This window comes from Mycobacterium sp. 1245111.1, assembly GCF_001673405.1.
GTDB lineage: Bacteria > Actinomycetota > Actinomycetes > Mycobacteriales > Mycobacteriaceae > Mycobacterium.
On sequence record NZ_LZLV01000026.1, the window covers coordinates 95,482 to 120,982 of the forward strand.

Annotated in this window: 20 protein-coding genes and 1 pseudogene; 12 read left to right on the forward strand and 9 right to left on the reverse strand. The window is 65.6% G+C overall.

The window, feature by feature from the left end:
• The first annotated feature begins 26 nt into the window (after positions 1 to 26).
• The 5 genes from glgX to A5658_RS05620 are packed head-to-tail and all read left to right on the forward strand — an operon-like array spanning position 27 to position 6,923.
• Positions 27 to 2,201 carry a glycogen debranching protein GlgX gene (glgX, locus tag A5658_RS05600; RefSeq protein ID WP_067332084.1) on the forward strand — a complete coding sequence of 725 codons (2,175 nt, stop codon included), beginning with the start codon at positions 27 to 29 and terminating at the stop codon, positions 2,199 to 2,201.
• Between the two features lie 3 nt (positions 2,202 to 2,204).
• Positions 2,205 to 4,487: a malto-oligosyltrehalose synthase gene (gene treY / locus A5658_RS05605; RefSeq protein ID WP_067332087.1), complete on the forward strand. Its 2,283-nt coding sequence runs from the start codon at positions 2,205 to 2,207 to the stop codon at positions 4,485 to 4,487.
• Positions 4,480 to 6,195: a malto-oligosyltrehalose trehalohydrolase gene (treZ, locus tag A5658_RS05610; protein WP_067332089.1), complete on the forward strand. Its 1,716-nt coding sequence runs from the start codon at positions 4,480 to 4,482 to the stop codon at positions 6,193 to 6,195. The genes treY and treZ overlap by 8 nt, the downstream gene beginning before the upstream one ends.
• 40 nt (positions 6,196 to 6,235) lie before the next feature.
• Complete coding sequence (locus tag A5658_RS05615; protein WP_067332091.1) at positions 6,236 to 6,661, forward strand: hypothetical protein; 426 nt, start codon at positions 6,236 to 6,238, stop codon at positions 6,659 to 6,661.
• Positions 6,662 to 6,689: 28 nt separating this feature from the next.
• Entirely contained in the window at positions 6,690 to 6,923 is a 234-nt protein-coding gene (locus A5658_RS05620) for a ribosomal protein L7/L12 (protein WP_067332094.1), read from the forward strand.
• Between the two features lie 22 nt (positions 6,924 to 6,945).
• Here the strand turns inward: A5658_RS05620 and ilvA are convergent, their stop codons facing one another.
• Complete coding sequence (ilvA, locus tag A5658_RS05625) at positions 6,946 to 8,244, reverse strand: threonine ammonia-lyase IlvA (RefSeq protein ID WP_067332097.1); 1,299 nt, start codon at positions 8,242 to 8,244, stop codon at positions 6,946 to 6,948.
• A 28-nt stretch (positions 8,245 to 8,272) separates the two neighbouring features.
• Positions 8,273 to 8,710 carry a nitroreductase family deazaflavin-dependent oxidoreductase gene (locus A5658_RS05630; protein ID WP_067332100.1) on the reverse strand — a complete coding sequence of 146 codons (438 nt, stop codon included), beginning with the start codon at positions 8,708 to 8,710 and terminating at the stop codon, positions 8,273 to 8,275.
• 245 nt (positions 8,711 to 8,955) lie between these two features.
• On the opposite strand from A5658_RS05630, the gene A5658_RS05635 reads away from it, so the two are divergent.
• Positions 8,956 to 10,161: an acyl-CoA desaturase gene (locus A5658_RS05635; RefSeq protein WP_067332102.1), complete on the forward strand. Its 1,206-nt coding sequence runs from the start codon at positions 8,956 to 8,958 to the stop codon at positions 10,159 to 10,161.
• 9 nt (positions 10,162 to 10,170) lie between these two features.
• On the opposite strand, the gene fadD11 is transcribed toward A5658_RS05635, so the two are convergent.
• Complete coding sequence (gene fadD11, locus A5658_RS05640) at positions 10,171 to 11,970, reverse strand: fatty acid--CoA ligase FadD11 (protein WP_067332105.1); 1,800 nt, start codon at positions 11,968 to 11,970, stop codon at positions 10,171 to 10,173.
• A gap of 73 nt (positions 11,971 to 12,043) precedes the next feature.
• Between fadD11 and A5658_RS05645 the strand changes: the two genes are divergently transcribed.
• A complete protein-coding gene (locus A5658_RS05645) occupies positions 12,044 to 12,865 on the forward strand; it encodes a class I SAM-dependent methyltransferase (protein ID WP_067332107.1) in 822 nt (273 codons plus the stop codon).
• 49 nt (positions 12,866 to 12,914) lie between these two features.
• Here A5658_RS05645 and A5658_RS05650 read toward each other — a convergent pair whose 3' ends face one another.
• Entirely contained in the window at positions 12,915 to 13,310 is a 396-nt protein-coding gene (locus tag A5658_RS05650; protein ID WP_067332110.1) for a MerR family transcriptional regulator, read from the reverse strand.
• A gap of 58 nt (positions 13,311 to 13,368) precedes the next feature.
• Between A5658_RS05650 and A5658_RS05655 the strand changes: the two genes are divergently transcribed.
• Entirely contained in the window at positions 13,369 to 13,821 is a 453-nt protein-coding gene (locus A5658_RS05655; protein WP_067332112.1) for a PPOX class F420-dependent oxidoreductase, read from the forward strand.
• On the forward strand, positions 13,814 to 14,770 hold the full coding sequence (locus A5658_RS05660; protein WP_067332115.1) for an MBL fold metallo-hydrolase: 957 nt from the start codon (positions 13,814 to 13,816) through the stop codon (positions 14,768 to 14,770). The genes A5658_RS05655 and A5658_RS05660 overlap by 8 nt, the downstream gene beginning before the upstream one ends.
• Here the strand turns inward: A5658_RS05660 and dnaE are convergent.
• The 5 genes from dnaE to A5658_RS05685 form a co-directional block, all read right to left on the reverse strand.
• Positions 14,733 to 18,275 (reverse strand): DNA polymerase III subunit alpha, encoded by a 3,543-nt coding sequence (dnaE, locus tag A5658_RS05665; RefSeq protein WP_067332118.1) that lies wholly within the window; start codon positions 18,273 to 18,275, stop codon positions 14,733 to 14,735. The two genes, A5658_RS05660 and dnaE, sit on opposite strands and share 38 nt — an antisense overlap.
• 74 nt (positions 18,276 to 18,349) lie before the next feature.
• Complete coding sequence (locus A5658_RS05670) at positions 18,350 to 21,586, reverse strand: MMPL family transporter (protein ID WP_231997224.1); 3,237 nt, start codon at positions 21,584 to 21,586, stop codon at positions 18,350 to 18,352.
• A 66-nt stretch (positions 21,587 to 21,652) separates the two neighbouring features.
• Positions 21,653 to 22,084, reverse strand: coding sequence for an SRPBCC family protein (locus tag A5658_RS05675; RefSeq protein WP_067332123.1), 432 nt, complete (start codon positions 22,082 to 22,084; stop codon positions 21,653 to 21,655).
• Positions 22,084 to 22,887, reverse strand: coding sequence for an SDR family oxidoreductase (locus A5658_RS05680; protein ID WP_067332126.1), 804 nt, complete (start codon positions 22,885 to 22,887; stop codon positions 22,084 to 22,086). Before A5658_RS05680 ends, A5658_RS05675 begins: the two co-directional genes overlap by 1 nt.
• A 7-nt stretch (positions 22,888 to 22,894) precedes the next feature.
• On the reverse strand, positions 22,895 to 23,911 hold the full coding sequence (locus tag A5658_RS05685; protein ID WP_067332128.1) for an SDR family NAD(P)-dependent oxidoreductase: 1,017 nt from the start codon (positions 23,909 to 23,911) through the stop codon (positions 22,895 to 22,897).
• 164 nt (positions 23,912 to 24,075) lie between these two features.
• Here A5658_RS05685 and A5658_RS05690 point away from each other — a divergent pair, with 164 nt between their 5' ends.
• The 3 genes and pseudogenes from A5658_RS05690 to A5658_RS28675 all read left to right on the forward strand — a co-directional run bounded on the left by A5658_RS05690 (position 24,076) and on the right by A5658_RS28675 (position 25,332).
• A complete protein-coding gene (locus A5658_RS05690) occupies positions 24,076 to 24,483 on the forward strand; it encodes a group 1 truncated hemoglobin (protein WP_067332131.1) in 408 nt (135 codons plus the stop codon).
• A gap of 215 nt (positions 24,484 to 24,698) precedes the next feature.
• A pseudogene (locus A5658_RS29260) lies at positions 24,699 to 25,004 on the forward strand (DUF732 domain-containing protein); the annotation flags it as partial.
• A gap of 97 nt (positions 25,005 to 25,101) precedes the next feature.
• Positions 25,102 to 25,332, forward strand: coding sequence for a hypothetical protein (locus tag A5658_RS28675; RefSeq protein ID WP_156751269.1), 231 nt, complete (start codon positions 25,102 to 25,104; stop codon positions 25,330 to 25,332).
• Positions 25,333 to 25,501 lie beyond the last annotated feature (169 nt).

The following is a 25,501-nucleotide window of genomic DNA, read 5'->3' on the forward strand; positions in this document are numbered from 1 at the left end:
GAAGCGGCCGCCACTAAGGTCGAGTAATGCCCCCGTCAGATACCAGTGACGCCGCCGGCCCGCCTTCGCTGGCCACGGTGTGGCCCGGAAACAGCTATCCGTTGGGCGCCAACTATGACGGCACCGGCACCAACTTCGCGCTGTTCTCGGAGATCGCGGAAAAGGTCGAGCTCTGCCTGATCGGTGACGACGGGCAGGAGACCCGTATTCGTCTCGACGAGGTCGACGGCTACGTCTGGCACGCGTACCTGCCGGACGTCACACCCGGCCAGCGCTACGGCTTTCGGGTGCACGGCCCCTTCGACCCGGCGTCCGGTCACCGCTGCGATCCCAGCAAGCTGCTTCTCGACCCGTACGGCAAGTGCTTTGACGGCGAGTTCATCTTCGGCCAAGCGCTGTACTCCTATGATTTGGCCGTCGCCGCGAAGGATCCGGCCGAGACCGGCACGCCGCCCCGTGTCGACTCGTTAGGCCACACCATGACCAGCGTGGTGATCAATCCCTATTTCGACTGGGCCAACGATCGCTCGCCATGCACGCCATACCACGAGACCGTCATTTATGAAGCGCACGTCAAGGGGATGACGCAGAACCATCCCGCCATTCCTGAGGCGCTGCGCGGCACCTACGCGGGCCTGGGTCACCCGGCGATCATCGAGCATCTCAAATCGCTGAATGTCACCGCGATCGAACTGATGCCCGTGCATCAGTTCATGCACGATCACCGGCTATTGGACCTGGGACTGCGTAACTACTGGGGCTACAACACATTTGGATTTTTCGCCCCGCACTACGAGTACGCCGCCAACCGGCGCGCCAGCAGCGCCGTCACCGAATTCAAATCGATGGTCCGGGCGTTTCACCAACAGGGCATCGAGGTCATTCTCGATGTGGTCTACAACCACACCGCCGAAGGCAATCACCTCGGTCCGACGATCAACTTCCGCGGCATCGACAACGCCGCCTATTACCGGCTCGTCGACGACGATCTGAGCGCCTACAAGGACTTCACCGGCACAGGCAACAGCCTTAATGCCCGCCACCCGCACACGCTGCAGCTGATCATGGACTCACTGCGCTACTGGGTCACCGAGATGCACGTCGACGGCTTCCGTTTCGACCTGGCCTCCACGCTGGCCCGCGAGTTCTACGACGTCGATCGGCTGAGCGCATTTTTCGATCTAGTGCAACAGGATCCGATCGTCAGCCAGGTCAAGCTGATCGCCGAACCGTGGGACGTCGGCGAGGGCGGATACCAGGTCGGCAACTTCCCGGGTTTGTGGACCGAGTGGAACGGGAAGTATCGCGATACTGTGCGTGACTACTGGCGGGGCGAGCCCGCGACACTCGGCGAGTTCGCGTCCCGGCTGACCGGGTCGTCGGACCTCTACGAGGCGACCGGTCGCCGGCCCGGCGCCAGCATCAACTTCGTCACCGCCCACGACGGATTCACACTCAACGACCTCGTCTCGTACAACGAGAAGCACAACGAAGCCAACGGCGAAGACAACCGCGACGGTGAAAGCCATAACCGGTCCTGGAATTGTGGGGTCGAGGGCCCGACCGACGATCCGGAAATCGTGGCGCTGCGCGGCAAGCAGATGCGTAACATCATGGCCACGCTGATGGTCAGCCAGGGCACCCCGATGATCGCCCACGGCGACGAGATGGGTCGCAGCCAGCAGGGGAACAACAACGTTTACTGCCAAGACTCCGAATTATCTTGGATGGACTGGTCTTTGGTCGACAAGAACAGCGACCTGCTGGAGTTCGCCCGCAAGGTCACCGCGCTGCGCAAGAGTCACCCGGTGTTTCGCCGACGCCGGTTCTTCGACGGCGAACCGATTCGCAGCGGCGACGAAGTGCGTGACATCGCCTGGCTGACGCCGGCGGGAAAGGAAATGCGACACGACGACTGGGGCGGCGAATTCGGCAAGAGCATCGCGGTGTTCCTCAACGGCGACGCGATCCCCGAACCCAATGCCCGGGGCGAGCGGGTCGTCGATGACTCGTTCCTGATGTGCTTCAACGCCCACGACCACGAGGTCGACTTCATCATCCCGCCCGACGACTACGCCACGGAATGGACGGCCATGCTGGACACCACCGACCCGACAGGATCGGTGACCCTGGTCGTCAACGACGGCGATGAGGTGTCACTTCCCCCGCGGGCATTGCTGATCTTCCGTAAGACCAAGTGACGCATGGCTTTTCCGGTACTGTCGACCTACCGGCTCCAGCTTCGTGGTGCTGCGAGCGGGTTCGGATTCACCTTCGCCGACGCCGAGGACCTGCTCGATTACCTTGACGACCTGGGCGTCTCGCATCTGTACCTGTCGCCGATCCTGACGCCGGTCGTCGGCTCGACGCATGGCTACGACGTCACCGACCCGACGACGGTATCGGCCGAACTCGGCGGCGCCGAGGGACTGGCGAAGCTGTCGGCGGCGGCACGGGCGCGCGGCCTAGGTCTGATCGTTGACATCGTGCCCAACCACCTCGGGGTGGACAAACCAGAACAGAACCCGTGGTGGTGGGATGTCCTGCGGCACGGCAAATCTTCGCCCTATGCGGCGTTCTTCGACATCGATTGGGAACTGGGCGACGGCCGGATACTGCTGCCGCTGCTGGGTTCCGACGACGACGCGGCCGACCTCACCGTTGACGGTGACCTGCTGCGGCTCGGCGATCTGGCACTGCCGATCGCGCCGGGCACCGGCGAGGGCAGCGGCCCCGATGTGCACGACCGTCAGCACTACCGGCTGATCGGCTGGCGTAATGGCTCGGTCGGCTTTCGCCGATTCTTCTCGATCACATCGCTCGCCGGGCTCCGCCAGGAGGACCGGAAAGTATTCGACACCAGCCACGCCGAAGTCGCGCGATGGTTCGCCGACGGGCTCGTCGACGGACTGCGCATCGACCATCCGGACGGCCTGGCCGATCCGGCGGGCTACCTGGGTTGGCTGCGCGAACTCACCGGCCCCGACCCGTGGATCGTGATCGAAAAGATCCTCGCGGTCGACGAACCCCTCGACGCGAGTCTGCCGGTGGCCGGGACTACCGGATACGACGCGCTGCGTGAGATCGGCGGGGTCTTCGTGGATCCTCAAGGCGCGCAGGCGTTGACGGCCCTGCAGGAATCGTGCGGCGACCGGCTATCCACCGCCGACCTGAAGATTTCGTCGGCTACCGAGACACTGTCCAGCGAGCTGGCCCGGCTACGGCGGTGCATTGTGGCGGCGACCGGTACCGACCACCCCCGACTGGCCGACGCCGTGGCGGCGCTTCTTACCCACATCGGCGTGTACCGCAGCGACTACCTCGGTCTGGCCGCAATACTGCCAACCGCCTTCGCGGCGACCCTCACCGCGGCACCAGAGTTGGACGCGCCACTGCAGCTCATCGCCGCGGCGGTATCCGATGGCGGTGAGGCCGCCGTTCGCCTGCAGCAGCTGTGCGGGGCGGTGACCGCGAAGGCCGTGGAGGACTGTTTGTTCTACCGTGACGCCCGGCTGGTGTCGCTCAACGAGGTCGGCGGCGAGCCGGAGAAATTCGGTGTCGGCCTGGCCGAGTTCCATTCTCGCGCAGCGACTCGCGCCCGGCTATGGCCGCGGGCAATGACGACGTTGTCCACCCACGACACCAAGCGCAGCGAAGACGTCCGCGCACGCATCGGCGTGCTGTCGCAGGTGCCGTCGCTGTGGGCGGAGTTCGTCGCCCGCTGGGAAGTATCCACCCCGTCCCCCGACCCGGCCACCGGATTGTTCCTGTGGCAGAACATCTTCGGCATCTGGCCGGTGGACGGCGTGTCCACCGATGTGCTTCGCGACAGATTGCACGCATACGCCGAGAAGGCGATCCGGGAAGCGGCGTGGCATACCTGCTGGCAAGATCCGGACGCCGACTTCGAAGATGCGGTCCATCGATGGCTGGACCGCGTTCTGGACGGCCCGGTGGCGCGTGAGCTGACCACGCTGGTGGTGCGGCTGCAACCACATGCCGAGAACGACTCGCTGGGCCAGAAATTGTTGTCGCTGACCTATCCCGGCGTCCCCGACATCTATCAGGGCACCGAGTTGTGGGACGACAGCCTGGTAGACCCGGACAACCGGCGTCCCGTCGACTACGTCGCTCGCCGCAGCGCACTGAAGTCGTTGCAGAACAAGAAGATTCGGGTGGTCAAGGCGGCCCTGCAGATGCGTCGCGCCCGCCCGCACGCCTTCGTGGGCGGCGGATACCGCCCTGTGCTGGCCGCGGGAGCCGCTGCCGATCATGTGGTGGCATACCGGCGCGGCGACGACGTGCTGGTCGCGGTCACCCGCTGGTCGGTGCATCTTGAGCAGACCGGATGGGGAGACACCGTGATTACGCTGCCGCCCGGCATGTGGAGCAACGCATTGACCGGTGTGGTGGCGCGCGGAATGGTGTCGGCCACCGAGTTGTTCGCCGAGCTGCCGGTCGCACTGCTGGAGCGCGCCGATGCCTGAATTCGCGGTCTGGGCACCGAAACCGGACACCGTGCGCCTGGACGTGGACGGCGCGGTATCTCCGATGACCCGCGGCGACGACGGCTGGTGGCGGGCCAGCGTCGACGCGGCCCCGGATGCGCGTTACGGATTCCTGCTCGACGACGACCCGACGCTGCTGCCCGACCCGCGGTCGCCGCGTCAGCCCGACGGAGTGCACCAGGCTTCGCAACTATGGGAGCCCCCGCCCCGAGACAGCGACTGGGCCGGCCGCTCGGTGCACGGCGCGGTGATCTACGAACTGCACATCGGAACCTTCACCGCGGCCGGCACTTTCGACGCGGCTATCGACAAGCTCGACTACCTGGTCGATCTCGGTGTCGACTTCGTCGAGGTGATGCCGGTCAACGCGTTCTCCGGCACTCACGGCTGGGGCTACGACGGCGTGCTGTGGTACGCGGTGCACGAACCCTACGGCGGCCCAGACGGCCTGGTGCGGTTCGTCGATGCCTGCCACCGCCGCGGGCTCGGGGTATTGATCGACGCGGTGTTCAACCACCTCGGGCCATCGGGCAACTACCTGCCCCGGTTCGGGCCGTATCTGTCGTCGGCGAGCAACCCGTGGGGCGAGGGGATCAACATCGCCGACGCCCAGTCCGACGAGGTACGTCGCTACATCATCGGCTGCGCGCTTCGCTGGATGCGCGACTTCGACGCCGACGGGCTGCGCCTGGACGCCGTGCACGCGCTCTTCGATACCACCGCGATCCATCTCCTCGAGGAGCTGGCCGCCGAAACCGACGCGCTGGCCGAGCAACTCGGCCGGCCGCTGTCACTGATCGCCGAAAGCGACCTCAACGACCCGCGCATGATCACCCCTCGAGCGGCGCACGGGCACGGGATGGCCGCGCAATGGGACGACGACATCCACCACGCCATCCACACCGCGGTATCCGGTGAGCGCCAAGGCTACTACGCCGACTTCGGGTCGCTGGCCACCCTGGCAAAGACGTTGCGCCACGGCTTCTTCCACGCCGCCACCTACTCGTCGTTTCGGCAGCGGCGGCACGGCCGGCCGTTGGACACCTCGACGATTCCGGCGACCCGGCTGTTGGCCTATACCTGCACCCACGATCAGGTCGGCAACCGGGCGCTCGGCGACCGGCCGTCGCAGAACCTGACCTACGGCCAACTCGCGGTCAAGGCCGCGCTGGTGCTCGGCTCCCCCTATACGGCAATGCTTTTCATGGGCGAGGAATGGGGAGCGTCGACCCCGTTCCAGTTCTTCAGCTCCCATCCCGAACCGGAGCTGGTCCGCGCCACCGCTGAAGGGCGCAAGCGGGAGTTCGCCGAACACGGCTGGGACGCCGACGAGATCCCCGACCCGCAGAATCCGCAGACCTTTCGACGCTCCAAGCTGGACTGGGCCGAGGTCAGCGACGACGACCACGCGAAACTGCTTCAGCTCTACAAGGATCTGATCTCGTTGCGGCGCAACGAAAGCGATCTGACCGACCCGTGGCTGGACAATCTGGTCATCGACTACGACGAGGCGGACCGCTGGATCGCGCTGCGCCGCGGCGCCCTGACGGTGGCCTGCAATCTCGGCGCTGAGCCGGTATGCGTTCCGTTTGCCGGCGAGCTCGTGCTTTCGTCGGAAACACCGAACGTGGGCGGCCAGAGCACCGAGTTGCCGCCGCAGTCATTCGCGATCTTGCGCTGTGGATAACTGACTACCGGCCGCGTCTACAACCGCTGATGATGCGCGGATGACCGAATCTGAAGTGTTGCCGATACCGCCCATCCAGACCGCCTGCGATCCGGTGTTTTCCACACAGGATCTGCGGGACCGATGGCGGGCGCTGATGGGGCCGTTGGGGTTTGGGACGCGTCTGGTGTGGTTCGGCCTGATCGGCCCGGATCGCTGCTTCGCCAAAAAACTCGGACAGATGGAGATCCACGCGCGGCCCCGCGGCCGGATCGTGTGGAACCTGATGTCGTCGCTGCGGACACTGCTCGACGATCTCGAACCGGGTACGTCGGTGGCCTTGCTGCTGACGGGCCCTGGACGCGGCCCGGTGTCGACTATCGAACTGCTCTGGTCGAAGTCGCTGACCGAGATGGCCGAACGATTCGCCGTCCCGCTGGAACCGATCTTTCGGGCCAACGACGAATCGGTCGCTCTGGTGGGCTAGCCAACATCCGATCAGGTAGCTTTCGCGCATGAGCGAAGTCGACTACGGCGCCCGGGCGCGTCTCGATTACATCGAAAAGCAACTGCAGGCGCTGTTTCCAGACAGCTACGTGCCCTTCGCGGCGGCAGCTACCTCCGGGCTGCCGGATGCAGTCGTCGCGCTCGCCCGGTCCGGCAACATGATCGCGGCGATCAAGGAGTACCGCGAGCTCACCGGCGCTGGGTTGGCTGAGGCGAAGAAGGCCGTCGAGGCGATCCGGTGAGCCGCGCCCGAACGTTGAACGTCTACAACAGATAACGGTAGGCCGGCGAGCCCGGCTCGATGGCCTCGATCTGCATCTCGGTGGCCCGCATGCGCTCCAGCAGGCCCTCGAGGCCCGCGGCCGAGCCCAGCTCGATTCCGACCAAGGCCTCGCCGGTTTCGCGGTTGTTGCGCTTGACGTACTCGAACAGCGTGATGTCGTCGTTGGGTCCGAGCACGCCATCCAGGAAACGACGCAATGCGCCGGGCTCCTGCGGGAAGTCGACCAGAAAATAGTGCTTGAGTCCGAGGTGGACCAGCGACCGCTCGAGAATCTCGCCGTAGCGTGACACGTCGTTGTTGCCGCCGGAGACCAGGCACACCACCGTGGAGCCCGGCTCGATGTCCGCTTCCAGCAGGCCGGTGACCGCCAGCGCGCCCGCAGGCTCGGCGATGATGCCCTCGTTTTGGTACAGGTCGAGCATCGCGGTGCAGACCGCGCCTTCGTCGACCGTGGTGATCGACACCATGTTGCCCGCTGCAGCGAGCGCGGCGTAGGTGAGGGCTCCAGCCCGGCTGACCGCGGCGCCGTCGACGAACTGGTCGACATGATCGAGCGTGACCGGACCGCCGTTGGCCAGCGCCGCCATCATCGCTGCCGCGCCCGCCGGCTCGATTCCCAGCACCGCGGTCTTGCTGGTGCGCTCGGCGAGATAGGTGGTGATGCCGGCGATGCACCCACCTCCGCCGACCGGGACCACCACCAGATCCGGCTCGCCGTCCAGTGCGTCGAGGATCTCCACCGCGATGGTGCCCTGCCCGGCCATGGTCCGCGGGTCGTCGAACGGCGGCACGAGGGTGGCTCCCGTGCGCGCCACGTCTGCCAGCGCCGCTTCGGCGGCCAGGTCGTAGGTCGACCCACCCACGATCAAATCGATGAATTCCCCGCCGTGATAGCGGATGCGGTCCCGTTTCTGCTTCGGCGTCTTGGCCGGCACGTACACGCGCCCGCGGATCCCCAGGGTGCGGCAGGCATACGCGAAGCCCTGCGCGTGATTGCCGGCCGAGGAACACACCACGCCGGCCGCCCGTTCCTCGTCGGACAGCTGCACCAGCAGGTTGTAGGCGCCGCGCAGCTTGTAGGACCGCACGGTCTGCAGGTCTTCGCGCTTGAGATAGACGTTTGCCCCGGTTGTCGCGGACAACCGGTCGGAAAACTGCAGCGGCGTGGCGGTGACCACGCCGGCGATTCGGGTGGCCGCACTGTCGACATCGGCCGCTGAGAAGGAGCGCAGCGGCCCACTACCCCGGGTACCCAGGCTCTGACTCAGTTCGGCAGACACCGGTCAATGGTGCCACCAAGCTGCGCGTTCAGTGCACAGGGGTCAGTACAAACACCGGAATCTGGCGATCGGTCTTCTTCTGGTACTCGGCGTAGTCCGGCCAGGCCTCGACGGCGCGCTCCCACCAGACGGCCTTCTCGTCGCCGAAGACCTCGCGGGCGTCGTAGTCCTTGACGACGGGGCCGTCCTGCAGTTCGACCCGCGGGTTCTTGGCGATGTTGTAGTACCAGACTGGGTTCTTGGGCGCCCCACCCAGCGACGCGACCACGGCGTACTCGCCGTTGTGCTCGACGCGCATCAGCGGGGTTTTGCGGAGCTTGCCGGTCTTGGCGCCGACCGTGGTCAGCAGAATGATCGGCTTGCCCTTCATGTCAGCCGCCTCAGCTCCGCCGGATTCGGCGTATTTGTCGGCTTGTTCGCGAGACCAATCCCACGGGGACGGGGCATATTCACCTTCGAGTGGCATGTCCCCACCTTAGAAGGTGCAGCGCGAGGTGCCCAGCCGCCTGAGTCGCGCCTCAGGTGTTGCTCAGCGTTCACCATGTACAGTCTGCGATCGATTCAGCTCGCAAATCCGTCGTCGCACAGATCCTCGCGTCAGTGGTTGAGCATCTACCCAACGATGGGACGAGACGCACCATGGCGCGGTATGCGCGATCGGTTCATGGGTCCTGCCCTGACTCCTCGTTTCCCGAGCTCGGGTAACAGTCGTTGGCAATCACCGATGTACCCGCATACGCCCATCTCAGCCACGCCGACGTCGTGGCGGTGGCTGCCGAGTTAGATACGATCCGCACCGATATCGAGGCAACACGCGGCGACACGGACCGCGCATACATCATGCGCGCCATCGCTTTTCAGCGATGCTTCGATGTAGCGGCGCGGTTGATCATCGCCGGGACCAAAAGCAAAATTGGCTGGGTACTGGGAACCGCGGCTCTCGCGGCGGCGAAGAGCATCGAGAACATGGAGCTCGGTCATAACATCTCGCACGGCCAGTGGGATTGGATGAACGACCCGGAAATCCATTCCAATACCTGGGAGTGGGACATCGTCGCGCCCACGTCGCAGTGGCGATATACCCACAACTACCAACACCACGTCTTCACCAACGTCGTCGGCGTCGACGCCGACCTCGGCTTCGGACTCATGCGCGTCACCCGGGACCAGAAATGGCACCCCATCGCCCTACTGCAGCCATTGTTCGCGGTGCTCCTGGCGATGGCCTTCGAATGGGGTATCGCGCTATACGGCGTCATTGCGGTGCAAGAGGAAGAGACGACCGATGCCGGCAGATCTGCCCAGAAATCCGCGCTACTGCGCAAGATGTCTCACCAAGCGATCAAGGACTACGTGCTGTTTCCGGCTCTGAGCCGCCGCAGATGGCGCCGGACGCTGGGGGCGAACATTATCGCGAACGGATTGCGCAGCGCGTGGGCGTACATCGTGATCGTCTGCGGTCACTTCGTGGACGGCGCGGAAAAGTTCACCCCGGCCGTGCTGGAAGGTGAAACGCGACCGGAGTGGTATCTGCGGCAGATGCTGGGTTCCGCGAATTTCGACGCGGGACCGGCGCTCAGGCTGATGACCGGGAATCTCTGCTATCAGATCGAACACCACCTCTTCCCGGATTTGCCCCACAATCGGTATCCGCAGATCGCCAAGCGGGTGCGTGCGTTGTGCGCCACGTACGACCTGCCCTACACGACCGGTCCGCTACTGCGTCAGTATCTGCTCACTGTGCGCACCATCTGCAAATTGGCGCTGCCCGACCGATGCCTGACAGCTACGTGCGACGACGCCCCGGAAACGGCCTCGGAGAAGAAGTTTCACGACGCCAACGGGTTCGAAACGGGTGACGTGCGGCGGGGTGGATTGGTGACGGCGCTGCGCGCCCACCGGAAGCTGTCCGCCTGACCAACGGCGCTATGCCGGCTGCGTCGACGATGCGCGGGACGGCTCGTGGACGTCAGACCCCGGTTCTTCGGCATACAGTTCCTCGATCTCCGCGGCATACTTCGTCGCAATCGGCCGGCGCTTGAGCTTCATCGTCAGCGTGATCTCATCGCCGCCCGGTTCCCACAGTGTGGGTAACACCCGGAAGCGTTTGATCTGCTCGACCCGCGACAGCTTCTCGTTGCCGGCGGCGACCCCTGCCGCAATCTGAGCGAGCATGTCGGGATGGGCCGCCAGCGCTGCGGGCGACGCTTCGGACAGTCCGTGCCGTTCGGCGTAGGGGCCGACCGAGTCGGCGTCAAACACCAGCAGGGCGGTGTTGTAGGGACGGCCGTCACCGATCGTGAGCATCGCGCCGATCATCGGGCAGGCCGCCTTGATCGCGTTTTCGATGTTGGCCGGCGACATGTTCTTTCCGCCCGCGTTGATGATCAATTCCTTCTTGCGGTCGATCACCCGAAGGTAGCCGTCGTCGTCCTCATCCAAGATGTCGCCGGTGTGCAGCCAGCCGTCGGCGTCGACCGCCTCGGCCGTCTTGACCGGCTCCTTGCGGTAGCCCTTCATCACCAGCGGACCGCGTACCAGATATTCGCCATCGTCGGCGATCTTCGATTCGAGCCCGGGCAACAGCTTGCCCACCGAACCCAGTCGCGACTCGCGTGGATGACTCACGCTCGCAACACAACTCAGCTCGGACATGCCCCAGACTTCGGCGATCGGGATACCGATACCGGCGAAGAAGGCCAGGGTTTCCCGCGGAATCGGCGCCGCGCCCGACACGGCCCATCGCAACTGGTCGAGCCCCAGCTTCTCGCGCAGCTTCGACAGCACCAATTCATCGGCCTGCGCCCATTCGGCGGCCACGTCATCGGGCAGCGGCTGGTCGGCGATCAACGCCGCCGCGCGTTTGTCTGCGACCGACATTGCCCACTGCAACGCGGCCCGCTTCGTCTCGTCCGGTTCGTGCGTGACGGCGAATTCGATTCCCGCCTTGAGCTTTTCCCAGACCCGCGGAACGGCAGCCCAAATGGTCGGCCGGGCGTCGGGCAACGCGGCCGCGATCTCGCGGACATCGGAGACCACCGTGACCAGCAGTCCGTACCGCTCCTGGTTGTAGAGCCCCATCATGCGGTCGGCGATGTGCGCCGACGGCAGATACGATGTGGTGCGGTCATCGGGCCTGACGTCCAGGACGGCGCTGAGCGCGACCGCCTCGAACATCAGGTTCGTGTGGGTCATCTCGACGCCTTTGGGATTACCCGTCGTCCCAGAGGTGTAGATGAGGGTGATCACGTCGTCCGGTTGCACTGCACGCCAGGTTGATTCGAAGTCGAAATCGTCGTCGGCCGCGGCGTAGAGGTCGTCGAGCGAGATGGTTCCCTCCGGCTTGCCGTCGATGCACACGATGTGTTCGAGATGTGCCCCGCTTGCGAGGATCCGGTCCACGTATTGCTGTTCGCAGATCACCACTTTGGTGTCGGCATTGTCGAACACGTAAGTCAGTTGTTCGGCGGGCAGCGTGTTGTACACCGAAAACGACGTGGCACCGAGGTGCTGCGCGCCGACCTCCAACGGATAGAACTCGACGCGGTTGGCCATCATCAGCGACACCGTGTCGCCACGGCGGACACCGATCCCGGCCAGGCCTGCCGCGACGCGACGGACCTCGTCGGCGTACTGCCGCCACGTCAGGGTCTTGGTGTCACCTGGGGTGCGCAGTGCGACGGCATCCGGGTCCACGGCGGCGACGTGTTGGAACGATTCACACATCGTGGCAGGGCTGCTGGGCTGGGTTTTCGAAGCGGTCACTCAGCCGAGGCTAGTCCCGCGGTACCTTGCGGGTATGGGAAATGCGATCAGCGACTTGACGCCTGTCGAGCTGACCGCGTTCGTCACCCAGTACGCCCGCGCGGTCGACAGCCGTTGGCCCAAGCCGATACTCGGTGACACCCTGGCCGACGAGATCGTCGCCAAAATCGATTACGACTTCGACGGGCTGGGGGTTCCGGCCAGCGCGATCCGCCAGACGGCGCTGCGCGCGAAACTGCTCGACGACAGGGCGCGCCACTTCATCGCCGAGCATCCCGACGCCGTCATCGTCGACCTCGGCGCGGGCCTGGCGACACCGATGCAACGCGTCGGCCCGCCGCCGACGGTCGACTGGTACAGCGTCGATCTGCCCAACATCATCTCGCTGCGCGAGCAGGTGGTCCCCGTCGACGACCATGCGCATTCGATACCGGCGTCGCTGGCCAACGACGCCTGGACAGACCAGATCCCGGCCGACCGGCCAACCTTCCTGATCGCCGATGGGCTACTGGCATTTGTCCCAGAGTCGTTGCTGATCACACTTTTTCGTCATATTCCGGAGCATTTCCGGACCGGCGAATTGGCGATCAACGACTATGGCCGGGTCAGTCCGGTCAACATCGCCGCGATGAAGATCGTCTTCAGCGCGGTCGGAAACCAATGGATATACCGGGGTTTCAGCGATGCCCGCATCCCGGAGGGCTGGAGTCCGCGACTGCGGCTGATCGAGGAGACCAGCCTGTCGCGCGTCCCCGAGGTCGACCTGTACCCCACCGCCGCGCGGGTGTCGACGCGGCTGATGGGCCTGACCAAATCCGGTGCGCGCGCGGCTCGGATCCTGCGTTACCGCTTCTAGCGCGAGTGTGACGGTGCCGTCACGCTCGAGTTCGAGTGTGCGCCCAGCGTCACGTTCGACGCTCCTTCGGCGGGTGAATGCCGCAGCTGCAGGTGTCGATGGAGGGGCACGTGCAGCGCATCCCCCACTCGATGACCGCGCGCGCCCGCCTCAACGACTCGATGCGGGCGTCGATCTCGTTGAGCTTTGCCTCCGCCAGCGCCTTACTCGCCGGCCGGCCAGGCGCGTCGTCGGCGAACAGCACCTGGATCTCGTCCAGCGTGAAGCCGGCCGATTTGCACAGCGCGATCACCTCGAGCCGCGGCAGCACCGAGACGTCGTAACGGCGCTGACCGCCCAACCGAGCCGGCGCAGGCAGCAGCCCGACCTGCTCGTAGTAGCGCAGAGTGGTCGCCGCGACCCCGGCTTCGGCGGCCACCTTGCCGATGGTCAGTCCTGCGGCCATTGGCCCTCCCGACATTAACGCTTGACTTAGAGTTAACTCTAAGTCATTGACTGGCGGTATGCCTAGACACAGTCCCAATCCACTCGACACGGCCCGCTACGCCCGGCTGCGGACATTTCGCGGCGACGGCACCCCCGTCGACACACCGATCTGGTTCGCGATGGACGACGGACACGTCGTATTCCGCACCAAGGTCGGCCCCAAAACCCGCCGGCTCGCGACCCGTCGCGACGTCGAACTGACTGCATGCGATCACCGGGGCAGGGTCCGGGCGGGCACGCCGACGCTGCCCGGTCACGCGACCGTGCTGTCTGGCGCCGCCGCGGAGGACGCCAATCGCGTACTGCACCGGCGCTACGGCTGGCAGTGGAATATCGTGCCGCTGATCAAAATTCCGGGTGTACCCAATGTGCACCGGGATCTGTGTCTGGGCGAGAAAGTCCGGCGCTCCCGCGACCGCGCCGTCTGGGCCGACAGTGTGATCGTCCGGGTGGAGTTGGCCGATGTCTGATCCCGTACGCTCGCCCGGATTACTCCAATGCTGCTCGGCCGCAGTCGGATTGATCGGGGGCGCGTTGCGGCCCCGGCGCGTCGACGAGCGGTTCCTCCGCAGCGTGGCCGACGCGGGGCTACCGACCCCCGGCACGACCGTCACCGTCACGGCGCTGCCCCAGGTGCCGCGTTCGGTGCCCACCGCCGCGATCGTCGAAGGCATCTTCACGCCGCGCCGCATCGACAACGCGATGACGTCGTTCGTCCTCACCCATCCGCAGGCGACGTTCATCGTGGATCCGGCGCTGTGCGTGGATGTCGAAGAACGCGCCCTGGCCCAACTGCCCGCAGTGCTGCGGGTGGCGGCTCGCCCGCCCGCCGACGCCATCCCCACCGTGACCGGTCTGGCCCAGTTAGCCTTGCCGCCAGTGGATTTCGCGTTGCCGACGCATGCCCACTGGGATCACATCTGCGGCCTGCTGGATTTTCCCGGTCTACCCGTCCACGTACACCGCACCGAGCGCGAATGGGTGAACACCGGGCCGGTCGCACCGGTGGGCGGCGTGCGCGATTCGATGCGCGATCGTCCCATGGTCGACTACGAGCTGGACGGACCGCCCGTGCTGACATTCACCAGCTCGCATGACCTGTTCGGCGACAGCTCGGTGATTCTGGTGGACCTGCACGGCCACACCCCGGGAAGCATCGGGGTGCTGGCCCATACCCAGCGCGGCTGGATCCTGATCGCCGGGGACGCCGCGTGGCACGAACTGCAAGTCGAGCACGTCCGGCAAAAGTCCGGTTACCCGGGCGCGTTGATGGACGACGACCGCGACGAAGCTTATCGGACGTTGCAACGGCTGCATCTCGCCCGGCATACGGTGCGGGTCATCCCGACCCACGACCACCAAGCGGCGCTGAAGCTTTCAGCTAGCCGCCCAGACACCCCGGACCGAGCAGCGCCTTGAGGTCACCCATCAGCGCCGGCGACATCGTCACCCGCAGCGACGGATCCAGCTCCAGCGTGGTGATCCGGTCACCACTGAGCAGACGCAGATGCACCTGCGACGTGCCGGGGTGTTGCGCCAGAACCTGTTTGAGCGCGGTGACCTTGTCAATCGTGCACTGCCGTGTCGGCAGGCTCACCGCCAGCGGTCGATTCACCTGAGCGTTGCTGAAGTCCGGCACTACCAGGTCGTTGGCGATCAGTGAGATCCTGTCGTCGCGGATCGCGACCTTGGCGGTGACGAGCACGACGGTGTCGTCGATGACGTCGGCGCCGAACGCGGAGTAGGTGTGCGGAAAGAACATCACCTCGATCCCACCGGTGAGATCTTCCAATTGCGCTGAGGCCCAAGGCATCCCGTTCTTGTTCACCCGCCGGTTCACCGATGCCAGAATCCCGCCGACTTTCACCATCGTCTCGTTGGCGACGTCGCCGTCGAGGATCGCCGGGATCGCGGTATCGACCTGGGCGGCCAGCAGATGCGCAACGCCGTTGAGCGGATGCCCGGACACGTAGAGGCCAAGCATCTCGCGCTCCAACGCGAGCTTGTGCTTGTCGTCCCACTCCTCGTCGGGAACCCGGATGGTGAACACCGCGTCGGCGCCCGCGCCCCCGTCATTCGGGTCGCCGCCGAACAGGTCGAACTGCCCCATCGCCTCGGCCTTTTTGGTACCGAGTACCGACTCCACCGCGTCGGTGTGGACCAGGAACAGACCTTTGCGGGGGTGCTTGAGCGAGTCGAAGGCGCCGGCCTTGATCAGCGACTCGGTGACTTTCTTGTTGCACGCGGCGATGTCGACCTTGTTGAGGTAATCGGAGAAGTCGGTGTACTTACCCTTCTCGGTGCGGGTATTGATCAGCGACGCAACGACATTGGCACCGACGTTGCGCACCGCTCCAAGCCCGTAGCGGATGTCGGTGCCCACCGAAGCGAAGTTCAGCCCCGACTCGTTGACGTCCGGCGGCAGCACGGTGATGCCGAGCTTGCGGCAGTCGGCCAGGTATACCGCGGCCTTGTCCTTGTCGTCGCCAACCGACGTGAGCAGCCCGGCCATGTATTCACCCGGGTAGTTCGCCTTGAGGTACGCCGTCCAGTAGGACACCAGCCCATACCCGGCGGCGTGCGACTTGTTGAACGCGTAGTCGGCGAACGGCAGGATGGTGTCCCACAGCGCTTTGATGGCTTTGGCCGAGAATCCGTTGGCCGACATGCCTTCTGAGAAGCCTTCGAACTCCTTCTCCAACACTTCGCGTTTCTTCTTGCCCATCGCCTTACGCAGAATGTCTGCTCGGGCGAGCGAGTAGCCGGCCACCTTCTGCGCGATGCGCATGATCTGCTCCTGATACACGATCAGGCCGTAAGTCTCGGCGAGGATCTCGCGCAGCGGTTCCTCGAGCTCGGGGTGGATCGGTTTGATCGCCTGCCGATTGTTCTTGCGGTCGGCGTAGTCGTTGTGGGCGTTCATGCCCATCGGTCCGGGCCGGTACAGCGCGAGCACCGCGACGATGTCTTCGAACTCGGTGGGCTGCATGCGGCGCAGCAGGTCGCGCATCGGCCCGCCGTCGAGCTGGAACACGCCCAATGTCTCGCCGCGGCCCAGCAATTCGAACGTCGCCGGGTCGTCGAGCGGAACGGATTCCAGGTCGAGGTCGATCCCCCGGTTGTCTTTGATGTTGACCAGCGCATCGCCGATGATCGTCAGGTTGCGCAGCCCTAGGAAGTCCATCTTCAACAGCCCGATCGCCTCACACGACGGGTAATCCCAGCCAGTGATGATCGCGCCGTCCTGCGGCCGCTTCCACAGCGGGATCACGTCGGTCAGCGGCTCGCTGCTCATGATGACCGCGCAGGCGTGCACACCCGCGTTGCGGATCAGGCCTTCCAGGCCCCGGGCGGTCTGGTAGATCGTCCGCACGTCGGGATCGGTGTCGATCAACCCGCGAATCTCGGCGGCCTCTTTGTAGCGTTCGTGGCTGGGATCGGTGATCCCCGACAGCGGAATGTCTTTGGCCATGATCGGCGGTGGCAGCGCCTTGGTGATCCGGTCGGCTATCGCGAAACCGGGCTGCCCGTAATGAATCCGCGCCGAATCCTTCAGTGCCGCTTTGGTTTTGATGGTACCGAAGGTGATGACCTGGGCGACCCGGTCCTGTCCCCACTTCTCGGCGGCGTAGCGCACCATTTCGCCGCGTCGACGGTCGTCGAAGTCGATGTCGATGTCGGGCATCGACGTGCGCTCGGGGTTGAGGAACCGCTCGAACAGCAGTCCGTGTGGGATCGGGTCGATGTCGGTGATGCCCAGCGCGTAGGCCACCAACGAACCGGCCGCCGACCCGCGGCCCGGCCCGACCCGGATGTCGACCGAGCGCGCGTAGTTGATCAGGTCGGCGACGATCAGGAAGTAGGACGGAAAACCCTTGTCGCAGATGACTTCGATCTCGTAGGCGGCCCGTTGGGAATAGCCGTCGGGCAACACATCCGGGAACCGGCGCCGTAGTCCGGCCTCGACCTCGTGACGCAGCCACGACGCCGGGTCGTGCCCGTCGGGCACCGGGAACACCGGCATCCGGTCTTTCGGCGCCCACACGTCGGCGTACGAGGTGACCCGCTCGGCGATCAGCAGGGTCGAGTCGCAGGCCCCGGCGACCTCGCCGTCCCAGATCTCGCGCATCTCGGCGGCCGACTTGAGGTAGTAGCCGTCACCGTCGAACTTGAACCGGGTGGGGTCGGTCAGCGTCTTTCCGGTCTGCACACACAGCAGCGCCTCGTGGTTGTGCGCGGCGTCGCGGGTCACGTAGTGGCAGTCGTTGGTGGCCAGTGGCGGAATGTTCAGCGCGCGACCGATTTCCAGCAACCCGTCGCGCACCCGGCGTTCGATGGACAGCCCGTGATCCATCAGCTCCAGGAAATAGTTCTCCGGTCCGAAGATCTCGCGCCACTTGGCCGCGGACTCCAGGGCCTCGCGGTGATGACCGAGCCGCAGCCGGGTCTGCACCTCACCGGACGGGCAGCCGGTGGTGGCGATGATGCCCGCCGAGTGTTCGGCGATCAGCTCGGCGTCCATCCGGGACCACTTGCCCAGCTGGCCCTCGAACGATGCCAGCGACGACAGCTTGAACAGGTTCCGCAGGCCGGTGGCGTTCTCGGCAACCATCGTCATGTGGGTGTAGGCGCCGCTACCGGACACGTCGTCGCTCTTCTGGCCCGGATCACCCCACAGCACACGCTTGGTGTCGAAGCGGGACGCCGGGGCGACGTAGGCCTCGATGCCGATGATCGGTTTGATGCCGGCCGCGGTGGCGCCGTTGTAGAACTCGCTGGCGCCGAACATGTTGCCGTGGTCGGTCATCCCGATCGCGGGCATCTGCAGTCGCTGCGCCTCTGCCAGCATCGGCGAGACCTTCGCGGCACCGTCCAACATCGAGTATTCGGTGTGGTTGTGCAGGTGCACGAACGACTTGCTCATAGGGACGTCAGTCTAGGACCGGACACCGACGTCCACCGGCGTGTCGCAAGAGTGTGTCGTGCCGTCGTGTCCACTCACCAGCGCAGCACGACGGTGTCTGGATCGCTTTCGTCGACGACCTCGGCAGGGATCCTGATCGGACCGGTATCCGCATCGTCCTCGGCGTCGGCCCGCGCCGCGGCGGCCCACGGTCCGGTCAGAGACGCAATATCGAACTCAGGCGTCGGCACAGCGTGGGCCTCAGGCGTCGGCACAGCGTGAGCTTCGGGCGTCGGCACAGCGTGAGCCTCGGGCGTCAGCTCGACGTCCTGCTCGGGCTCCACGTCGACCTCGGGCTCCGGCTGGGCGTCCGCCTCAGGCTCCGCGTCGACCTCGGGCTCCGCCTCCGCGTCCGCTTCGGGCGTCGGCTCAGCTTCCGGCTCGGCGTCCACCTCAGGCGCCGCGGCGGGCTCAGCCAGCCGGAGCGGACGCTCACGCGGCGCGGGCGGCGGCGGCTTGGACGGCCACCAGTTCCATTTACCGACGAGCACGGCGATCGCGGGCACCGTGATCGTGCGCACCAGGAAGGTGTCCAGCAGAAGCCCGGTGCCGATGATGAAACCGCACTGCACCAGGGTGCTGATGCTGGCGAACAGCATGCCGAACATCGACGCGGCGAAGATCACACCCGCCGCGGTGATCACGCCACCTGTCGAGCGCACCGTCTGAATGACACCGGAGCGTATTCCGTGCGGTGACTCTTCCCGCAGGCGCGAGATCAGCAACAGGTTGTAGTCGGCGCCCATCGCGACCAGCACGATGAACGTCAGTCCGGGGATGCTCCAGGTGAGCGGCTGGCCGAGCATGAACTGGAAGACGATCACCCCGACGCCGAGCGCGGATAGATACGAAACCACCACGGACGCAATCAAATACAGCGGTGCGACCACCGCGCGCAGAATCGCTACCAAGATCAGGAACACGATCAGGATCGTCATGACGATGATCAGGTTGATGTCGTCGCCGTAATAGGCTCGGGTGTCGCGCAGCATCGCGGTGACACCGGACGCCGAGATCGACGCGTCTTTCATCAGCCCGCGCGGATGCGGCCCGCGCGCCGCGTCGGTGATCTGGCGGATCTGGTTGAACGCCTCGGTTGCGAACGGGTTGAGCTTGGTCTGCACGAGGTAACGCGCGGTGTGCCCGTCGGGCGAGATGAATGCCGTCAGTGCGCTGTTCAGGCCGCCGCCGTTTCCTGAGGTGTCTTTGATCAGCGCCTTGACTTCGTCGATCATCTGCTGGATCGCGTCCGCGTAGTTGTGCGGGCCTTTCGGTGGCGGCGCGGCAGCGTCCTTCGCGGACGGCGGGTCGTTGCTCATGGAGCGCAGGTCGGTGCGGGCGTTCTCGACGATCCGGCGGACTTCGCGGGAGGCGGCCTCGATCGAGGGCTGGTCGGGGAACGACGACAACTGCTCGGCGAACTCCGACATCTTCTTGAGGGCTCCACCGTCACGGTCGGCGGTGGCGACCACGTCCAGCACGGTCACGGGCGAGGAGTCCACGGTGTTGGCGATCTCGGCGATGTCGACCGACATGGCGAAGCCGAGCCCGCGCACCGTGTTGACGAACGTTCCGGTGTCGTCGACTTCCTTCTTCTTCTCCGGCGGTGCCGTCGGCAGGGTCACACCGGGCGGCAGGTTGAGACTGCTGAGATCCGGTGTGAGGTCGACGTTTCCGGAGCTGGACACCGAATACAGGAGGGCGGCAACGTTGGGGAACCCTTCGGCGCCCTCGAGGTCTTTGTTGCCCGATTGGCTGCCCTTGTCACGTCTGGGCAGCAGTCCGCCGTCGGCCGCGGACTTCTTGTCGTTCGATTTCGCCGAGGGCACCGGGGCGGGATGGATCGCGGCGATGTCGGACAGCTGGCTGACCCGCTGCTCCATCTGCTTCAGCTCGACGAGGGCGGAGCGCTTGCGGAGGTCCTCGCTGGATTGGACGACGAGATACTCGGGAATCGTCGCATTCAGCGGAAAGTGTTCCGACAGAGTCGAATACCCGACCGAGCTCTCCACCGACTTCGGCAGCGTCTTGCTGTCGTCGTAGTTGAAGCGGGCGAACATCCCGCAGACGGCCAGGATGAGCAGGATGACCATGCTGCCGGCCAGGTGGATCACCGGCCTGCGGACGATCTGGATGCCCATCCGGCGCCAGAACCGAGAGGTGAGGTCGCCGCGCGGCTTGATCCAGTTGCGGCGTCCGGCAAGCACCATCAGGGCGGGCAGGAAGGTGACGGCCGCGCACAGCGCCACCGCGATCGAAATCGCCAGTGCGGGACCGACATTGCGGAATGCGCCCAGCTTGGTGAAGACCATGCCCAGGAAGGTGACCGACACCGTTGCGGCCGAGCCCGCGATCACCTTGCCGATCGACGTCAACGCCCGGGCGACCGCCTCGTCCGAGGCCATGCCTTGCCGCAGATAGTCGTGATAGCGACTGATCAAGAAGACGGCGTAGTCGATTCCGGCGCCGGCCATCATCGTCGTCATCAACGTGATCGTCTGACTGGAGACACCCAGACCGAGTTCTGCGACGCCCGACACAAGGGACTGCGCAACACCTACCGATACGCCGATGGTGACCAACGGCAGCATCATGGTGAGGAAATTCCGGTAGATCACGAACAGGATCACCAGAACCATCACCACGACCGCGGTCTCGATGACGTGCATGTCGCGGATACCGATGTACATCAGGTCGTCACCGGTGGCGGCCGGCCCGGTGAGGTGCGCCGTCAGCGTGGTGCCGGCCACCGACTTCTTGACGATGTCGGCGACCCGGCCGAAGCCCTCGTGCAGTTCGGGTGTGCCCACGCCGCCGGCCAGAACCATCGGCAGATACCAGGCTTTGTGGTCTTTACTGGTCATCGCGTCACGCAAAGCGGGCGTGCGGACGAAGTCCTGCAGCAGCACGATGTCGCGGGTATCCGGCCGCAGGTTCTGGGCCAGGTTGCGGTAGGTGGTCAGATCGGAGGGGTTGAGCCCGTTGTCGTCGGTCAGGACGACCAGCAGGACGTTCTCGTTCTCCGACCCGTTCTGGTGATAGGCCTCGGAGATCTGTTTCGTCGTCTGCAGCACCGGGGCGTCCGGGGGCAGGATCGGGACCGGCCGTTTGGCCGCCATCTCGGTCAGCGGCGGGAACGTCACCGCCAGGACGGCGGACAACGCGATCCAGAAACCGATGACCGCCCACGGCCAGCGACAGACGACCACGCCGATCCAGCCGAAGACACCTCTGCCATCGGCGATACCCGGTTTACGCGCCCCCCGTAACACCCGGTCAGGGTACTCCGGTTGGCCCGTTATCGAGGACCTAACGCCGCGGGCGGGTCGGTTGCGCAGCTATCCGTACAGCTCGACGAACTGCTTCAGCGACTTGTCGATGTCGCCTCTGACGGCGCGGGCCGCCGTCGCGCCCACCGGACCGAACAACGCCCGACCACCCAGATCAAGACGTACACCCAGCGTGGAGCCCTTTTTGGTGGGCGAGACGCTGAGCGTGACGGTGTATTTCGCACCACCCTTGCCAGCACCCGACAGCGCGATCCGATGCGGCGGGTCCCAGGTGGTGATTGTCCAGGTCACCCGGTTGCGGAAGCCCTTGGCGCGGGCAACGCCCACGATCTGTGTACCTTCGCTCAGCGCGTCGGGGACTTCGCTGCGCCACGCTTCGTGCATGGTCAGCCATTCGCCCAGCTGCGACAGGTCGGACACGTGATCCCACATGTCCTGCGGGCTCATCGGCACGTCGGCCGTGACGTCGACTTTGGCCACTAGGCGCTGGGTCCGCCGCGGAAGCGGTTGCCGATGCGCAGCCCGGGCAGCAACAGGGTCCGGGGCATGTATCGCCCGCCGAGGCTGACGGCTTTCGGCACGATCCCGGGCACCACGCTGCGCTTTCCGTCGATCATCCCGGCGATCGCGGCCTCGGCGACGTGGTGCGGCGACACCTGCGCAAGCGGGATGCTGAACCGCTCCGCGTTGGCGATCTCGCCCCACTCGGTCGGCACCGGACCCGGGCACAGCACCGTCACCGACACGCCGGTTCCGCTGAGCTCCTCGTGCACGGCCTCGGAGAAGGTCTGCACGAAAGCCTTGGTCGCCGAATACACCGCCATGTACGGCATCGGCTGGAAGCCGGCAATCGAGGCGATGTTGAGCACGGCGCCGCCGCCGCGCTCGACCATGCCGGGCAGGGCGGCGTGGGTCAGCTCCATCAACGTCAGCGAGTTGAGCACGACCTCTTCGCTTTCGCGCTCGATCGGCAATTCCTGGAAGACCCCGCTGGTGCCGAAGCCGGCGCTGTTGCACAGGCCCGCAACGGGTTCGGTGCGTAACCGCTCGGCCAACTGCTCTCGGGATTCGGCGCTCGACAAGTCGAGCGGCTGCACCTCGACGGCGACGGAGTATTGCCCACGCAGTTCGTCGGCCAGCTCATCCATCCGCTCTTTGCGGCGGGCGACCAACAGCAGCGGGTGGCCGCGCCGGGCCAGCCCGCGGGCCAGCTCGGTGCCGATGCCGGAGGAGGCGCCGGTGATGACGACGGGTGCTTGGTTGGCCGGTTTCGGAAGACTCATGATCGCCTCACCAATGGATTCCGCGGGTCGCCCGCACGAAGGTTTCGCTTCGACTATCGAATTCTCTTGTGCTGCTGTCGGATTGGTCACCCTTCGCCGCCGACGAGTCGTCGAACATGGTGAAGGCGCGGTTGCGGACCCGGTCCATCACCGCCGGGTTGACCGCATCGACCACCGCGGCCAACTGTCCGAACGGGGAGCTGGCTCGGCGCGGCCGCTGCACGATCGCGTCCGCGATCACGCCGGCGGCCTGCTCCGGGGTCAGCGCCGGGAACTTGTCGTACATCGAGGTGGGGCTGATCATCGGCGTGCGCACCAGCGCCATGTGCACGGTGGTGAACTTGACGTCGTCGTCGACGACCTCAGCCTGCAGCGCATCGCACAAGCTGTCCAGCGCGGCCTTGCTGGCGATGTACGCGCCGAACCGCGGCGCCCTGGTTTGCACGCCGACCGAGGACACGTTGATGATGTGCCCGAATCCGCGCTCCCGCATACCTGGAATGAACTTGAGAATCAGCTGCACGGCGCCCAGGTAGTTCAGCTGCATGGTGCGCTGGTAGTCGTGAATGCGGTCGTACGACAGCTCCAGCGACCGGCGGATCGACCGACCCGCGTTGTTGATCAGGATGTCGACGCCGCCGAGATCGGCGAGCACCCGGTCGGCCATCGCTGCGATGGCGTCCATGTCGGTCAGGTCGCAGGGGTACACGTAGGCGGTACCGCCATTGCTGCGGATCTCGTCGGCGACCTTGTCCAGGTTTTCCTGGGTGCGCGCGACCAGCACCACTTCCCCGCCCGCATCGGCGATCTTCTTCGCTGCCGCCTCGCCGATGCCCGACGAGCCGCCGGTGATCAGCGTGATGGTGCCCTCGACCGCATCCTGCAGCGTGCGACCCTGCACGGCGTCGAGCAGATTACGCAGGTAGAAGGGTCGGTATCGGCCGGCCGAGTTTGGAGTGTTGACGAGGCTGGACACGGCGGCCAGCGGTTTCTCGACAAGACCGGTCAGATCACCCAAATTCATTGCATTCACGCTCCCCGGTGGTGGCTCCCCTGAACTCCCCACCGAGTCTGCTACACCGCCGCGAGGTTGAGGCGATTGTCCGGCAATCCGGTTGTTACGCCGGGTAATCGCGCGGTGATGGAACGCTAACGATCGGGCAACCCCCACATGGTCCCCTGTGGCGCATGGGAATACTCACCCGATTACGCAGGCCGGGCGGGACGTCGCTGTACGCGCAGATCGGCGGCCGCGACGCCCTGGAAGTCGTCGTCGAGGATTTCTATTGCCGCGTTCTCGACGATGATCACCTGGCTGGCTTCTACGCCGGCTCGAACATGCGCTGCGTGAAGGCGCGGCAGGTCGAATTCCTCAGCGCCGTGCTCGGCGGCCCTGGACCCTACACTGGCCCGTCGATGCGGCAGGTGCACGAGGGCCGCGGCATCACGATGCATCATTTTGCCATGGTGGCAGCGCATTTGGCCGATTCGCTATGCGCGGCCGGGCTGCACCCCGACACGATTACCGCGATACTTCATGCCATTGCTCCGCTGGCCGACGAGATCGCATCGGAGGACATCACAGCGGCGGTGTGAGTCCGCCCCCAAACTTCGCCGAGCGTGCGTTGTCTGCGAATAAGCGGCCTGGTTTATCGCGTGGCCGCACGCTCGGCGGACCAGCTTCCCGAATCGGCCAACCCTGCCGAATTCCTTCGCTCGGCCTAAATTGAATGCCAGAGCCCGTCAGCGAAGAATCGGCAGAACGGAACCCGGCCATGTTTTCCGGCGCTATCCGCCAGTTCCCCGTCGCGATGGTTGCCGTCGCCCTCGTTGCCGCATCCCCGATATCGCCCTGTCGGACGGCGTTCGCCGATCCCGCCCAGGACCAGAAATTCTTCGATCTCCTTGGCCAGAAGGAGATTCCGCCCGTCGACAACGCGAACAGCCTGATCACTTCAGCCAGACACGCGTGCGAGAAACTGGACAGCGGAATGCCGGTGGGCGACCTGGTGGAACTGGTCAGGAACAACGGATTCGCCGAAAATCCGCTCACCCGACTGCAGCCACAAGACCGGATTACGCGAACCATCGACCAATTCCTCAGCGCCGCCGTCGAGGCCTACTGCCCCTACAACAAGGGCAAGATCGCATCGATTGCCGGCTACCGATCGACGCAACCACGCATCGAGTTGGTCTCGCTCGCCGTCCCCACCGGTGAGATTGCGCCGACAAAGCCGTTGCCGGTGCCCGCTCAGCCGCCGCCGATTCCCCAGGAAGTCGAACCGGCCCCGCAGCAACCGCCGCCTCCTGAGCCCCGGTACCGCCACAGCCGCGTTCTGGGACTTTGCCTGCTTCTACGTGGTCGCGGCGCTGATCACGTTCGGCGTCTACGTTCGTCGGACGTCCATCACCGCGGTCGGCGAGCCCGCGATGGCCGCAGCCTAGGGGGCCTAAGGGGCCAGCCGGATGTGGCCCGGCGGCGCCGGCTGCTCCGGAGTCGGGCTGGCCGGAGCCGTGCCGCCGTCCGCGCCGCCCCCGGGTGCCGGTGCGGCGGGAGCCTCGGGGGACGGTGCGGGCGCTTCGGGGGCTGGCCCCTTAGGCCCCCTAGGCCGCC

What these genes read in the sequence shown, in the direction of transcription:
- A5658_RS05655 (WP_067332112.1), top strand. Translation starts at nt 13,369, where the DNA reads ATGCCTAGACACAGTCCCAATCCACTCGACACGGCCCGCTACGCCCGG.
- A5658_RS05630 (WP_067332100.1), bottom strand. Translation starts at nt 8,710, where the DNA reads ATGCCACTCGAAGGTGAATATGCCCCGTCCCCGTGGGATTGGTCTCGC.
- A5658_RS05650 (WP_067332110.1), bottom strand. Translation starts at nt 13,310, where the DNA reads ATGGCCGCAGGACTGACCATCGGCAAGGTGGCCGCCGAAGCCGGGGTC.
- A5658_RS05620 (WP_067332094.1), top strand. Translation starts at nt 6,690, where the DNA reads ATGAGCGAAGTCGACTACGGCGCCCGGGCGCGTCTCGATTACATCGAA.
- glgX (WP_067332084.1), top strand. Translation starts at nt 27, where the DNA reads ATGCCCCCGTCAGATACCAGTGACGCCGCCGGCCCGCCTTCGCTGGCC.
- A5658_RS05615 (WP_067332091.1), top strand. Translation starts at nt 6,236, where the DNA reads ATGACCGAATCTGAAGTGTTGCCGATACCGCCCATCCAGACCGCCTGC.
- fadD11 (WP_067332105.1), bottom strand. Translation starts at nt 11,970, where the DNA reads ATGTGTGAATCGTTCCAACACGTCGCCGCCGTGGACCCGGATGCCGTC.
- A5658_RS05685 (WP_067332128.1), bottom strand. Translation starts at nt 23,911, where the DNA reads ATGAATTTGGGTGATCTGACCGGTCTTGTCGAGAAACCGCTGGCCGCC.
- A5658_RS05645 (WP_067332107.1), top strand. Translation starts at nt 12,044, where the DNA reads ATGGGAAATGCGATCAGCGACTTGACGCCTGTCGAGCTGACCGCGTTC.
- treY (WP_067332087.1), top strand. Translation starts at nt 2,205, where the DNA reads ATGGCTTTTCCGGTACTGTCGACCTACCGGCTCCAGCTTCGTGGTGCT.
- treZ (WP_067332089.1), top strand. Translation starts at nt 4,480, where the DNA reads ATGCCTGAATTCGCGGTCTGGGCACCGAAACCGGACACCGTGCGCCTG.
- dnaE (WP_067332118.1), bottom strand. Translation starts at nt 18,275, where the DNA reads ATGAGCAAGTCGTTCGTGCACCTGCACAACCACACCGAATACTCGATG.
- A5658_RS05680 (WP_067332126.1), bottom strand. Translation starts at nt 22,887, where the DNA reads ATGAGTCTTCCGAAACCGGCCAACCAAGCACCCGTCGTCATCACCGGC.
- A5658_RS05660 (WP_067332115.1), top strand. Translation starts at nt 13,814, where the DNA reads ATGTCTGATCCCGTACGCTCGCCCGGATTACTCCAATGCTGCTCGGCC.
- A5658_RS05690 (WP_067332131.1), top strand. Translation starts at nt 24,076, where the DNA reads ATGGGAATACTCACCCGATTACGCAGGCCGGGCGGGACGTCGCTGTAC.